The organism is Coleofasciculus sp. E2-BRE-01 (genome assembly GCF_040221695.1).
Classification (GTDB): domain Bacteria; phylum Cyanobacteriota; class Cyanobacteriia; order Cyanobacteriales; family Coleofasciculaceae; genus Coleofasciculus.
Genome location: NZ_JAVKEA010000190.1, coordinates 125,226 through 139,798, shown reverse-complemented (window position 1 = coordinate 139,798; position 14,573 = coordinate 125,226). Strand labels below are relative to the sequence as shown.

Here is a 14,573-nt window from a genome sequence, read left to right as displayed (position 1 = left end):
TCGGCAAGCGAGTATAACCAATGACCAATGACCAATGACCAATGACAAACTACTAATCACTCATATCCAACAAAACCTTCAACACGCCCTTACTTTTTGCCTGTTCAACAGCTTTAAGTCCCTCTCGTAACGGATAATGACCCTGAATCAGTGGTTTCACATCCACCCGTCCTGACGCCAGTAACTCAAGGGCGGGGGCAAACGGACCACAACGCGACCCAATTAGGGTAATTTCGTCTACAACCAGAGATGATGCATCAAAGGTTAATTGACCCGCGTAGGTACTTTTCAGGACTAAAATACCCCGTGGACGTAAAGCGCGGCGGGCGAGTTCAAATCCAGCCGGATTCCCGGTACACTCAACCGCAATATCAAACGATCGGTGTGCGATCGCATCGGCGAATCCCACATTAATCCCCCGTGCCGATAAATTTGCCAACTTATGCCGATGACGCCCCACCACAAACAAGTCACATCCGGTTAGGGCAAGGGTTTGGGCGACTAATTGTCCCAGTTTCCCATCGCCCACCACCACCACTCGTTCCGTCGAACTCACCGTGACTTGCTGCTGAATTTCCAAGGCGGCGGCGACGGGTTCGGTAAAGGTAGCTAAATCTGTGGGTAAAGTATCGGGGACTCGATGCAAATTCGCGATCGGTAAACTAAGATAGTCGGCAAACGCCCCATGGCGGTTGGCAATTCCCAATACCGTGCGGTTTTCGCAGTGGGTTGATTGTCCACGTTGACAATAGTGACATTGCCCACAGACGGCGTTAATCTCGCCAACAACTCGTTGTCCCTGTAACTCAATCGGTCCTTGTTCGACAACACCGACGAATTCATGACCTAAAATACCCTTATAAGGATAATAGCCTCGAATTAATTCCAAATCCGTGTTGCAGATACCCGCCCGAACAACTCGTACCAAGGCTTCCCCCGGTGGTGGCTGCGGAATGGAGATATCGTGGCGGAGTTGCAGTTGATTGTTTTCCAGCCAAAGTGCTTGCATTAGGATGAATTTTGGATCAAGATAACTTGACTAGCATTTTATTACGAGATGGAATCAGGTGGATATTCCAGACGATGTGACCTTTGACGACGCGATCGCACTCACTCAGTCGCTGATGACCCAACTGTCATCCGGTGAACTCTCCCAAGTAGACGCGGCGAGTGCGATCGCCCAATTGGTGAAAACCACAAATGGTGCTAGAGGGTTCTTTGTCACGTACCTCACCGCTGACGACAGTTTAGCGGATACTCCCTCGCCAGAGGTAATTCAAGCCCTGCAATCCTCACCGGATACCGTCGCTGAACTGTTGGTGAAAAACTTAGCCATGTCCGCTGCGATGGCGATTACCCACCGTCGGAATCAGAATGAAGCCATGGCGCAAGGATCAGATCGAGTACGAAGACGAACGATCCATTTAATTGAACAAATTAATCTCCCTCAAGTGCAGGAAAAAGTAGTGGCGTTACGGGAAAGTGCCATCACCGGAGAGGGAAGTTATAAGGCGTTTCTGGAACGTTGGCAATATGATGCCCAACAACGGGAGATTATTCGCCACACTCTCGATCGAGTGATTGGGGAGAGTTGATCATACGACAAATGACAAATGACAAATGACAAATGACAAATGACGATCCCAACCCCCACGCTAAAATAGACCAAAACTCTGACAAAGAAACAGATGACCACCGCAGCACCCGCCAAAACCAAGTACGAAGCCATAATCGGTCTAGAAACCCACTGCCAACTCAACACCGCCACCAAAATATTCTCCTACTCCTCCACAGAATTCGGCACTCGCCCCAACACCAACATTGACCCGATATGCATGGGACTCCCCGGCGTGCTACCGGTTCTCAACCAAAAAGTCCTGGAATCCGCCGTCAAAGCCGGATTAGCCCTCAATTGCCAAATCGCCCCCTATAGTAAATTTGACCGCAAACAATACTTTTATCCCGACTTACCCAAAAATTATCAAATCTCTCAATATGACCTTCCCATCGCCGAACATGGCTGGTTAGAAATCGAACTCATTGATGACGACGGAAACCCCCTCGACAAAAAAATCGGCATCACCCGTCTGCACATGGAAGAAGACGCCGGAAAACTCGTCCATGCCGGAAGTGACCGACTCTCTGGTTCCACCTACTCCCTCGTCGATTTCAACCGTGCAGGTATCCCCCTCCTAGAAATTGTCTCAGAACCCGACTTGCGTTCTGGCAAAGAAGCCGCCGAATATGCCCAAGAATTACGCCGGATTATGCGTTACTTGGGTATCAGCGATGGCAATATGCAGGAAGGTTCCCTACGCTGTGACGTGAATATCTCCGTGCGTCCCGTCGGTCAAAAAGAATTTGGCGTGAAAGTTGAGATCAAAAACATGAACTCCTTTAGCGCCATTCAAAAAGCCATTGACTACGAAATCGAACGGCAAATCGAGGCAATTGAAACCGGGGAACCGATAGTCCAAGAAACCCGCCTCTGGGAAGAAGGAAGTCAACGCACGATTAGTATGCGGATTAAAGAAGGGTCTAGCGATTACCGCTACTTCCCCGAACCCGACTTACCCCCGATTGAAGTTTCTAAAGAACAACTCGAACAATGGCGTAGTGAACTCCCCGAACTTCCCGCCGAGAAACGGCATCATTATGAAGAGAAATTCGGGCTTTCGGCGTATGATGCCCGCGTCTTAACTGAAGATAAACTGGTTGCCGAATATTTTGAAGCCGCTGTAACCGCTAATGCCAATCCCAAACAAGTGGCAAACTGGGTGATGGGAGATATTGCTGCTTATCTGAATACGGAGAAACTGGCGATTACCGAAATTGCGCTCAAACCGTTAGTGTTGGCAGAACTGATTCAGTTGATTGAAGAGGATACGATTAGCGGCAAAATTGCCAAAGAAATTCTCCCAGAACTCCTAGCAACAGGCGGTTCAGCTAAGGAAATAGCTGAAAGTCGGGGACTGATTCAAATCTCTGATGTCAGCCAACTGGAAGCCATCATTGATCAAGTAATTGCCGCGAATCCCAAGAAATTGGAACAGTATCGGAATGGTAAAACCAAGCTGCAAGGGTTTTTTGTGGGACAGGTGATGAAGGAAACCAATGGACGGGCAAATCCCAAATTAACCAACCAGCTTTTAGGTAAAAAGTTGAAAGGATAAATCGTAAATCGTAGGGTGCGTTAGCGGAGCGTAACGCACCATTGCTCAAGAAAAATGTATCCTTGCTCCCCCAGCTCCCAGACGTGCCATGGCACGTCTCTACATTGGCTTCCCCAGCTTCAAGAGCTCCCCCTCACCACAACACTTATTCAGCAGCCCCTAGCTATAGTGGGCAAGCATTCGTTTAAAGAGTAAGGTACGATTCAGGTTAAAGGTAAAGATGAAATGGTAATTTTTAGCGGTTGTATTAGATGAATGAGTGGGGGGATAACGGTGAAACGAGAGGATGTGTTAGCGATTGTTAAAGCTCATCAATTGAAATAACTTGCCGCTGTTGATAGAACCCCTGCAACGGTTATTGGCAAGTGAAGCGGGGAATGGGTTATAGTCGTCAGTGAGATGGTTAAATCGGATAGGGTTGGTTGTGCGATCGCATTCAGGGCTAAGGTGGTTTTATTTCTCTGATTTAATAGGTAGTCGCTTATTTTAGGGTTTATGGTGGTGCAGCGGGACGATGAACTGGCGCTAAAGCGCAACTACAAGCGCAACTACGAACATACTGAATCGGGGAAGCGACGGGTTAAGACAGGTAATACGGGACAGGGCTTTTTTATCTGTAAGTTGTCTGAGGCTTGTCCACTGAATGTATTCCAGCGAAAGGGTCCTTTTTGTGCCGCTGATATCCATAAGAGTCGCTTGGCGCGGGTCATGGCAACGTATAATAAACGATATTCTTCGGCGGTTTTTAGTTGTCCGGCTTTCTCCCAGGCTTCTAAGGCGGTGGGTAGGGGGTGTTCGTGTAAGCTGGCGCGAATTTGCGCCCGGGCGACTTCAGCGAGGGTGAAATCGCCTAAGAATTGGGCGGCGGTGGGTACCCAAGGATTACCGGGAATGGTGTCTTCGTGGAGAAAGGGGAGAAATACGTAGTCCCAATCTAATCCCTTGGCTTTGTGCATGGTGATGATGGTGAGTTGATGGCGACGTAGATAGCGAGAGTCGGCGTCTTCGGTTTCGACAGGTTCAAATCGTTCCGAGGAGACAATTTCACTCAAGGCGGCTAAGGTAGCAGGCATGGCGCTGCTACTATAGGTTTGTTTAACCACTCGTTCGGCTAGTTTATCGGCTGTGGCGAGTTCCGATTGGTCGTACTGTAAGGTGAGGGCTAAGAAGGAAATAAGCTGGTAATGGGGTAATTCTAGACGCGCCCGTAATAGACTACGACAGTATCTGGCGGCTTGACTGACTGCGGGCGTGGGATGGGGGTCAAGGGGTCCGGGATAGAGGAATTGTTCGGGATAGGTGGCGAGGGCGTTTAAGTCTTGGGTGGGAATCAGTTGGCGTTTAACCAGAACGTCTAATGCGGCTTTTAGGTAATCGGGAGAATGGGGACGGTCAATAAATTGCAATAATGCCAGAATTTCAACGGGAATGTGTGAATGGCGATCGCTCCCCTGTACATCATACACGTCAATCCCATGCTGGCGTTTGAGATAGTCGAGTTTCTGGGCGATAAAGTTTCCTTGGCGATTTTCTCGGACTAATACCGCCGCGTTATGGTCTGGGTTGCGGGTAAATAGGTCTATTACCCGTTGTCCCAACAATTCTACCGTTTGATAAATATCACTGGGTTGATAGATTTCTAACCCTCTCCCCTCTGGCTGGGGATTGGCGTCGGTTTGCGGGTCATTCGGGGGTACGGGATGGATGGTTTGGGGGCGGAAAGGACGAGTGGATTCATCCTGGTTTTGCGTATAGGTTTGATTCACCCAATTTAGGATAAAGTTAGCCGCATTAATAATAATCGGTGTACTACGACCCGCTTGATCCATGGTAGCAAGGCGCTGTTGTTCCTGGCATTCGGTACAAAAGCGATTAAAATAAATTGGGTCAGCGGGGGTAAAGGTGGAGTTAATCGCTTGATTTGGGTCACCCACCCGGATTAAATTGAGGGGACTGTAAGGATTACTTGGATCAGTGGCTAGGGTTTGTAATAAGCGATATTGTAAGGGACTGGAATCCTGTGCTTCGTCTTCAAATACAGCAAAGAATTGCCTCTGCCAGAGTTGACGCACGGTGTTATCTTCTAGCACTCGCAACGCTGCCAGAATCATATCATCATAATCAATAAAGTCTCGCGATCGCGTCACTCGTTGATATTGTTCGTATAATCCCGCCGCGATCGCTAATATGTCATAAGGGTCATTGGTTTGTTGACTGATTACCCATAAGTCTTCGGGCAATAGTCCCGAACTTTTGGCTTCGTGAATCACTGTATACGCCAAAGACGGTAACACTTCGGTTCGCAATACCGATTGTCGCCGCAATCGTTCCGTTTCTTCCCCATCAAAACTGACGCCTTCCAGCAAACTAGAATAACGGCGCGGATTCGAGGCTATCCACTGTTCTACACAAGCGCGAATTAAGCGGTGACTTTGATTCGGGGTGACAACCGTCAGCGCATCTAAATTAATCCCGGATAAATCCGGATGGCGGTTGGCAATATTGAGGGCTAACCCATGCAGCGTATACACCACAAAACTATTTTGGGGTAAGCGCAGGGGCTTGAGATAATCGCGAATTTTCGCCTTAATTGAAGCCGCTGCCGATCGCGTAAACGTGACCACCACTAATTGTCGTTTACCATGAAGTTGATAGCGTGCGATCGCAATAGCCGCCGCGACAGCCATTCCCGTAGACTTTCCCGCACCCGGTACCGCCGACACCGCCAGAGAACCCCCCTGCCAATCTGCCATCGGTTGTTGTCCCTGACGTAAACTATTCCGCAGGCGCTGCAATTCCTGTTCCCGTAAAGCAGTTAGGGACAATTGTAAGGTGTTTTGAGTCACGTTGGAGATCGTCCTTTTTCCTTCGTCATTCGTCATTTGTAAGGGTTTGAGGGTTATTTCCAGAACTTAATACAGGTAGGTTTATTGCCACTGACCTACTTATTCGTATCGAAAAAACTCGCATCACTATAGCACAGAGTCTTGGCGTACCCAGGCGACTGCATCGGTAATATCCTCCTCCGTAATCTCTAAAGCCTCTCACTTATCCCCTATTCGATTAGCTGTCACCATTTTTGGCAAAGGTGGTATGGACAATCTGAGTAAGAATGCCCAGAATAAGTTCTATATTACCAATAAAATGTTCTCCGGATTCAATGGATACGGTATTATCTACTAATTTCATAAACTTCCAGTTACTTCCTGTCGTCACGCCGCCATAGATACAGGAAATTTGCTGATTTCTCTGCTGGTTAAAGAGTTGAGCGGCTATCATTTCAGCAATACATTGAGCTATGCCTGATTTGATGTTATCGTTTTTGGCTTCAACTAGGGTGGCGACAGGAGCATTGATATATAATTGTTCGGGTGACTGGCTAATCAGAAAATCGCATTTACCGTTGAGTCCTTTCTGTTTGTCAACGGTAAACTCTGTACCCGAAAAGATACTAATTTTTCGATTGAAGGATTTTCGCAATTCAACCAGGATAGGGGCAATAATTAATTCTGAACGAGCTTTTTCGGTATCGATTTCTAAGGCGAGAGGAATATTTTCGGCGAGAATTTCTTGCAAAATGGGGCTGGGGATGACTGATTCTATCGGGTTAAATAATTCTACTCGTTCCTGAATAATTAGGTTAAATTGGCTTTTGATTTCATAGAGGGTAAAGTCACTGTACGACATGGCTAATAAAGTTCGGTTTAACGATAAGAATAGTAATTCACTTCACTTAAAATCCTCTGAGGGTGACAGAATTGGCAACAAATTTGGGCATACTCTAGATAGAGTGAGTCATATAGCAACATAGGCGACAACTCCATCAATCAGGTTACAGGTTACGCGGCTATGGAAAAACTACAAGCACCAGAGGAGACGATCGCTCAACGTTATCGTATTTTAACACCCTTGACAAAGGGGGGAAGCGGTATCACCTATCTTGGCGAAGATTTAGACACAGGGGAACGAGTTGTCCTGAAAGCCTTGTCACTGCGCCAGATTCATGACTGGAAAGCACTTGAACGGTTTGAACGAGAAGCGCAGGTGTTGGCTCAACTGAATCATCCGGGGATTCCTCGGTATCTGGATTATTTCTATCAAGATACACCGCGCGATCGCACGTTCTATATTATCCAACAATTTGCCCCCGGACACTCACTAGCGGAATTAATCCGAAACGGTTGGCGGGGGAATGAAACAGAAATTCGCCAGATTGCCATTCAAGTCTTAGACATCCTGGTTTATTTGCATCAGCAAACACCGCCTGTAATTCACCGGGATATTAAACCAGAAAATATCATCCGAGGCGATGATGGGCAGATAATGCTTGTGGATTTTGGTGCGGTGCAAACTACCTATTACAGTACCTTAGCCAGAAGTCATACTGTGGTGGGAACGTTTGGCTATATGGCACCTGAACAATTTCTGGGACAAGCGGTTCCAGCTACCGATTTGTATGGGTTAGGCGCAACGTTGTTATTTTTACTCACCCATCGTTCTCCCGCCGATTTACCTGTCAATCATCTGACAACGGATTCCCGGTGTTTTCGGATGCAGATATCGGAAGCTTTTGCTGATTGGTTGGAGACAATGCTGGAACCGGATTTAAAGCACCGCTTCGCTTGTGCTGAAACCGCCCTGGCTGAGTTACAAAATCAGCGAGTTTCCGTTAAACTTAACCCCGTTTCCTCTAAGTCAGCCTTCTGGAAACCCCTTGTATCCGTGGGACTTTTAGCCAGTATTATTGTAGGAATTAATACGTTTAAATATCCCATCCTCAGCACCCTCAGACTGACACCGCCCCAGGTTTATGAAGCCGCCGAACAGGGAGATAGTACCACAATTCAACAGTATCTCAAAAACGGGTTAGGTGTGAATGCCAGAAATGGAGACTATACAACCCCTTTGCACTGGGTAGGTTCAGCGGAAGTGGCACAGTTACTGATTAATGCTGGTGCTGATGTAAATGCCACAGATCAGTATGGTTGGACTCCTCTCCATTATGCGCGATCGCGTGACATTGCGGCGGTACTTATTGCCAACGGTGCTGATATTCATGCCCAAAGTCAACCCAACTGGGAGCAATTACATGGATATCACTGGAATTGGGGTAAATTGCTACCCGGAATCACCCCTTTACACGTTGCCCGTTCTGCTGAAATTGCCAAATTGCTTATTGATAAAGGGGCGGATGTTAATATAAAAGACGCCAAAACAAATCGCACGCCATTACATCTAGCACATTCTCCTGAAATTGCCGCTGTTTTAATTGAAAACGGTGCCAAAATTGAGGCAGATGAGATTAATACAGACTACCATCCCCATGGTACTCTTCTGCATCAGGCAAGCAAAATAGAGTCTAAGAAGATGATAGAGTTCCTGCTGCAAAGCGGGGCAAATATTGTAGCTAAAGATTACCACGATAATACGCCTTTGCATTTTGCCCCTTCTCCTGAAATCGCGGCACTGCTTATTGCTGATGTTAATGCCAGAAATAGTTATGGGGAGACGCCACTCCATAAAGCGGTAGAGAATGACAAAACCGAGGTAGTTGAGTTTCTGCTGGCTAAAGGTGCGAATAGTAATGCCCAGGATAACCAAGGAGAAACGCCATTACATAAAGCGGACAATACTACAATTATAGAGCTATTACTCGATCAAAATGCGAATAGTAATGCCCAAGATAATTGGGGGAATACACCCCTTCATAACGCCGCTTCTCTGCTCAAGCCAGATCGAGTGGCGTTACTAATCGCTAATGGCGCAAATGTTAATGTCAGAAATAATCAAGGAAACACCCCGCTACATGTCGCGATCGCAAATCAAACTCGTGACGACTTTAAAGAAAATAATGATCTGGATCTGATCAAACTATTAATTGCTAACGGTGCTTATGTGAATATGCCAAACAATCAATTCTATAGTCCCCTTCATATAGCCGCTTGGAATAACTTAGACGCTGTTAAACTTCTGATTGAAAAAGGAGCAGAAATTAATCTTCCTAATAGAGAGGGCAAAACACCATTGCATTGTACAGGATTACAGGATATTGCCTTATTTTTAGTTAATTCAGGTGCTGATATCAATGCTATAGATCTTAATGGTGACACTCCGCTGCATAAAGCTGTCAGAAATAACTGGTCGAAATTAGTCGTGCAGTTGCTTGCTAGAGGCGCAGAGGTTAATGTGATAAATTTTTCCGGTGAAACTCCTCTACAACTGACTAAAAAAAAGTATATCAAACAATTGCTCGAAGATTACGGTGCGATGCCCTAGAGTGTGGCTTTGTGTAATCACAGTTAGGGATAAAAAGTAATAAGTAAATTGTAGGGTCGGGTTTAGCCACTAAAACTATTTGTCACCAATAAATAAACAACAAAACCCGCCCTCTCCACCGATAATTGATAAAGAAAATCCGCCCTTGTTCATATTTTATATATTATTAAAATATATTTAATTTTAGCAACCTTTCCTGAGAAAATAAATTGACTTTCTAGCCTATTAATTAAAATGCCACAACTCTATTCTCGTCAAAACATCATGGCTCAACGATATCGCATCCTCAATGTTTTAGGACAAGGCGGTATGGGAACAACCTATAAGGCTAAAGACTTACAAACAGGTCAACTCGTGGCAATAAAATCCCTATCCCTACGCCAGATGAGCGACTGGAAAACCTTAGACTTGTTTAAACGCGAAGCCGGGATTTTAGCACAACTCAATCATCCCGCAATTCCCAAGTATTTAGCCTATTTTCAGGTAGATACACCGGAAACCCGTGATTTTTATCTAGTTCAGCAACTCGCTCCGGGAAAGTCGTTAGCTGAATTAGTGGAACTGGGGTGGAAACCCAAGGAAGCTACCGTTAAACGTTTAGCTATTGAATTATTAACTATACTGGTTTACTTACAACAATTTACACCAGCGATTATCCATCGCGATATTAAGCCACAAAATATTATTCTCAGTAAAAATGGAGAAGTATTTCTTGTGGATTTTGGCGCAGTTTCCGATACCTATCGTCACACCGTAACCGGAGGTAGTACGATAGTGGGAACATTCGGCTATATGGCTCCCGAACAATATCGAGGTCAAGCAGTATTATCCACGGATTTGTATGGATTAGGTGCAACATTGCTATTTTTATTAACCGGAAAATCTCCGGCTGATTTCCCTCAGCATCAGCTCAAAATTAAGTTTCGTCCCCACGTCCAAATTTCACCGGATTTTGCCGATTGGTTAGAGCGAATCCTAGACCCTGCGATCGCCCATCGTTTTGCTAATGCGAAAGATGCCTTATCTGTCTTGCAGGGGCAACAGAAACTGAGGCAAAATATAGGACAACTTTTTTACCAATCGCCCCAAAAGCGGATAGCATTACTCAAGACGCCGCACAAATTAATTCTAGAAATTAAACCGATAGGGCGACAGCGCGATCGCTTCCGTTTATTAAGGGGACTGACTCGTATAATCAAACCCATTTTACCGTTACTGTTGTGGGATCTGATCGGTTTGCTTCTGATTCAAGTTATCGCTATGCCATCATTTTCTGGTAACATTGCTGAAACGATTCGATTAAATCATCATCCAGATATTATATTTGCAACAACCATCTACAACTGGGTATTAAATGGATGTATTGGGTTCCTCGTTATTGGTCTTTTATTTCTGAGTATTTATGTTGTGACAGGACTGTTTAGTATCGGGAGTTTCCTAATTCGTGCCACGTCTCGCACTTGGATCGAAATTAGTCCAAAGGGCTTCCAGATAAAACTGTGGGTTTTGGGTTTATGTTACTGGAATGTTCGGGGGCAATTGGCGGATAGAAATCCGATAAACCTGGACAAAATAAAGTTACCGTTACTTAGAAAAACGATAACCGTGTGTTTGCTGCTGTCGCATCGGCGTAAGCATTGGTTAGGTATAGCTTTAAGCCGAGCAGATCAAAAGTGGCTGGTGAGAGAAATAACTGATTTCCTGGGGATTTAATCTTAATTAAGCCGAGAACTAAAGTTCTGGCTAAAAGCTAAAACCCGTTAAAACGGGTTCAAAGTCTTAGCCAATCAGAAGGTAAGGTAGTTGGTGGGAGCATTCTCCTATTTGAAGACGCGATCGCACTCTTCTCTTATCCATACCTTAACCTTGATTGAATGGGTCAGTATGGGGATGTTCTTCAGGTCACTTAAAGGATAAGGATTGCTGAGTTTCGTTTTCCTTGACATTAAACTTAATATTAAATATCAGAACATGCTTTATGATAAGGAGGAGTCGTAATGAACCATTTATTAGATATGCAGTAGTAAATACCTAGACATCAATTATGTCCGCTGTACTAGAAAATGTTAACAAGCGTCAAATTATTACTGTTCTCTGTGACACACCGAGCGTGTTACCGAGCGAAGTCGAGGTAAGTCGAGGTGTTTCTTTGCCCTCACACTCAAGTTTAATTGTGTCCGACTACTGAGAATGAGATTTTAGATGAACAAAAAAATGAGCAACAAAACCAAAATTGTCAAAGAAAGCTTTGGTAATCCTGACCAAGAGGGTTACTACAGTGGGGCTTATGTCTTCAGTGACGGCACAGCCGAGTTTGTCTGTGGATACCAAGCTCCGATTGGCAAGAGCAACGGTAGCGAAGAATACTATAACGTAATGCCAGCAACCCCTCAACAGGTCTACGCTAAATATGGAAAATCCGAAGACAGTGCTTGATTCGCCATCGATACGTTAAGATGGGGCTCTCTTGTCCTGAATCGCCCAAAAATCTAACCCAAAACGAGTAAACCAGCGTAGACAGTTGCACCCAAAGCAAATGCCCAAAATCGACTTTGCCGTTCTTCGGGTAGTTCTTCTTTAATCACATTCAGGATAATTCCTCCACCCAGAAAGGCAAACAGCATGGCTAAGGCGGCTTCAGATATTTCCGTAGCTTGTCCAATCGCCCAACCACATAAAATTGCACCCGCTAAAACCCAGCGCCCTACCCGATGATAGGCGTCTTTGTGATGATCCCGCAATCCATAGTCATTGACAAAAAAGTGCAACGCCATGGCGATAAAAAAGAATAAGAGACTCTCTACTCCCGGTTCCTCGCGATGAATCAGTAGATAACCAATTAACAGGTTATAAAGGGAAAACGAGCCAATATGTAACCAAAAGAGTCCTTGAGAGAGGATACCGCTAAGTTTATGCTGATTTTGTCGGTATACTTTAACCAGATGTTCTAAGCCATAGAATACCGTTAAACCCAGAAGTGCGACTAAATAAACGTGGTTTTCCAAAAACGCGATCGCCAATCCTTCTGTCTGTTCAATGGTTCGTTGTCCCTGATTGAGTTCTGGCAATAAATGCACAAAAACATACGCCACCGACGCGCCCCCGGCGAATGATAACCACTGACTGCGAGGAATCACATCGAGAAAGCGCATTTGTCCACCAAATAGATGGACAATCGCCAGGAGTATGGCGCAGATTAATGCTAGCAGCGTGGTTAATGATACGTTCAACACTGAAGATGTTGCGATCGCGAATAATTGTTGTACACCCATTCTCCTATTTTTCTGAAACATCTGGCAATTCCAACACAGTCACCTGCACTAAGGGGGTAACATTGAAATCCTGTTCTAATAAATGGCTTTGAATCGCTTGGGTTAACTGCGTCTGAATGGTTTCCGGAGAAGCCGTTACGTCCGGGTTACGCTGCACATAAACTATCGTTAGTAGTGTATTTTGCCCCTCGATTTTAGTCGGCGTAAACTGCACATTCGACTGCACCAGTTTTGCCAAATCACTCTCCTGCACTACCTGCTGAATCTCCGTTGAGGTACGCTGTTCGAGTGAGGTTCGCTGTAAAGTGGGTTCCTGCAAAAGTTGCGCGGTTAACAACCCTGCCATGATCACCGCCCCAATCCCTAATACGACTGGAAACAACCACCGCTTTCCCCGGTTATAGCGAGCGCCCCTAGCGGAAAGCCCCACCAGACGGAAAACAATCGCGCCAGAAAAATTAATCCCGGCTAACTGAAGCACGAGGAGGAACAGACTATTCACCACCATATCCCATCGTGCGATCGCGGCTGCCATGCCGATTAATCCGGCGGCTGGGGCTAAGGAGGCGGCGACTAACACACCTACGGCGGCTCCGGAAACCAGACTACTGCGTTCAGATTGGATCAGATTCAAAGCGCCTGCTGTTCCGGCAATGAGGGGGAGGAGAATCGTAACTGATGATACCTTAAAACTCGCCATCATCAGACTGGTGGGGGCTTGCTGTTGCATAATCACACTCAAAACCCCTGCCACAACCACCGTCACGCCAATCCCTGCACCATAGCGGATGACACTACGCTTAAGTAAGTATAAATCGCCTCGTGCCGTTGCGATCGCGGTATTCATAGCCGGTCCAGCAAAGGGCGCAATTAACATCGCGGCGGTGAGTAGATAAATGGTATTGGTAAATAGCCCAATCCAAACCACCACACCAGCACAAGCCGCATACCCCAGAAATCCCTTCCAAGAACCAACACTCTGCAACCCCGCTAAAAATATCTCCAAGGGGCTGCGTAACTGCACCTCTTTCACTTGTTGCGGGGCTTCTGACGGGGGCGGTTTAAGGGGCATCATCCCCCGAGGCACTAATGTCAGATGTAAATCAGGAAGTGTATCTAAAGCTTCTAAAAAGCTCTCAACCTGACGATTGGGAACATAAGTAATCACAAAATCTAGCTCTCCTTCGGTATCAGACGCCTCAAACCGCGCCAGATTCGTTCCCTGATGAGCTTTCGCCATATCGAGAACCTTATCCCCTTGTCCTCGCGGCACTTGAATTAAAAGTTGGCGCACCTCATCCTCCCATAGTTACCTGTCATTTAAGAGGAATGGCACGCTTAAGAGGAATATTGCTGACTTGTATAGCCAAAGACATGAATTTTCCTGTCGAAGCTCAAGTGAGCTAAAGCCTACTGGGTAAGTATTTAACTGACTTGTATAGCCAAGACATGAATTTCCCTGTCGAAGCTCAAGTGAGCTAAAGCCTACTGGGTAAGTATTTAACCCGTTTTAACGGGTTTGAGCTTTTAGCCCGAACTTTAGTTCAGGGCTGAATTTTAAGTCAGTGCCATTCCATTTAAGCGTGATACGCCGGATGCATTTTGACTTCCCTCATCGGAAAGATGTTAGGGCAGAGGAGCAGAGGGAGCAGAGGGAGCTGGGGGAGCTGGGGAAGCAGGGGGAGCAGAGGAAGCAGGGGAAGCAGAGGGAGCAGGGGAAGCAGAGGAAGCAGGGGAAGCAGAGGGAGTTAACTCAAAGTTCTACCTTACCGATTCTCTGACAAATGACAAATGACAAATGACGAATGACAAATGACAAATGACGAATGACATTTTTTCCGAAATAAGGCTG

General features: G+C 45.9%; 10 protein-coding genes. 5 read left to right on the top strand and 5 right to left on the bottom strand.

From position 1 onward, the window contains the following. Nucleotides 1-52: 52 nt before the first annotated feature. Nucleotides 53-1,009: an MDR/zinc-dependent alcohol dehydrogenase-like family protein gene (locus RIG66_RS24015; RefSeq protein WP_446381219.1), complete on the bottom strand. Its 957-nt coding sequence runs from the start codon at nucleotides 1,007-1,009 to the stop codon at nucleotides 53-55. A 58-nt stretch (nucleotides 1,010-1,067) separates the two neighbouring features. Here RIG66_RS24015 and RIG66_RS24010 point away from each other — a divergent pair, with 58 nt between their 5' ends. Then, a complete protein-coding gene (locus RIG66_RS24010) occupies nucleotides 1,068-1,595 on the top strand; it encodes a hypothetical protein (RefSeq protein WP_446381218.1) in 528 nt (175 codons plus the stop codon). 93 nt (nucleotides 1,596-1,688) lie between these two features. Beyond that, complete coding sequence (gene gatB, locus RIG66_RS24005; protein WP_446381217.1) at nucleotides 1,689-3,173, top strand: Asp-tRNA(Asn)/Glu-tRNA(Gln) amidotransferase subunit GatB; 1,485 nt, start codon at nucleotides 1,689-1,691, stop codon at nucleotides 3,171-3,173. Between the two features lie 548 nt (nucleotides 3,174-3,721). On the opposite strand, the gene RIG66_RS24000 is transcribed toward gatB, so the two are convergent. Both RIG66_RS24000 and RIG66_RS23995 read right to left on the bottom strand, forming a co-directional pair. Further along, nucleotides 3,722-6,055 carry an ATP-dependent helicase gene (locus RIG66_RS24000; protein ID WP_446381216.1) on the bottom strand — a complete coding sequence of 778 codons (2,334 nt, stop codon included), beginning with the start codon at nucleotides 6,053-6,055 and terminating at the stop codon, nucleotides 3,722-3,724. 181 nt (nucleotides 6,056-6,236) lie between these two features. Next, nucleotides 6,237-6,860 (bottom strand): hypothetical protein, encoded by a 624-nt coding sequence (locus RIG66_RS23995; protein WP_446381215.1) that lies wholly within the window; start codon nucleotides 6,858-6,860, stop codon nucleotides 6,237-6,239. A gap of 162 nt (nucleotides 6,861-7,022) precedes the next feature. Here RIG66_RS23995 and RIG66_RS23990 point away from each other — a divergent pair, with 162 nt between their 5' ends. From RIG66_RS23990 to RIG66_RS23980, 3 genes are all read left to right on the top strand, one after another. Continuing rightward, nucleotides 7,023-9,449, top strand: coding sequence for an ankyrin repeat domain-containing protein (locus RIG66_RS23990; RefSeq protein ID WP_446381214.1), 2,427 nt, complete (start codon nucleotides 7,023-7,025; stop codon nucleotides 9,447-9,449). Between the two features lie 234 nt (nucleotides 9,450-9,683). Then, complete coding sequence (locus tag RIG66_RS23985) at nucleotides 9,684-11,162, top strand: serine/threonine protein kinase (RefSeq protein WP_446381213.1); 1,479 nt, start codon at nucleotides 9,684-9,686, stop codon at nucleotides 11,160-11,162. A gap of 501 nt (nucleotides 11,163-11,663) precedes the next feature. Continuing rightward, the gene (locus RIG66_RS23980; protein ID WP_446381212.1) at nucleotides 11,664-11,885 is read left to right on the top strand and encodes a hypothetical protein; all 222 of its coding nucleotides are present in this window, start codon (nucleotides 11,664-11,666) and stop codon (nucleotides 11,883-11,885) included. A 53-nt stretch (nucleotides 11,886-11,938) separates the two neighbouring features. Here RIG66_RS23980 and RIG66_RS23975 read toward each other — a convergent pair whose 3' ends face one another. Continuing rightward, complete coding sequence (locus tag RIG66_RS23975) at nucleotides 11,939-12,721, bottom strand: hypothetical protein (protein WP_446381211.1); 783 nt, start codon at nucleotides 12,719-12,721, stop codon at nucleotides 11,939-11,941. A gap of 4 nt (nucleotides 12,722-12,725) precedes the next feature. After that, nucleotides 12,726-14,015, bottom strand: coding sequence for a DUF389 domain-containing protein (locus RIG66_RS23970; RefSeq protein WP_446381210.1), 1,290 nt, complete (start codon nucleotides 14,013-14,015; stop codon nucleotides 12,726-12,728). Nucleotides 14,016-14,573: the final 558 nt, after the last annotated feature.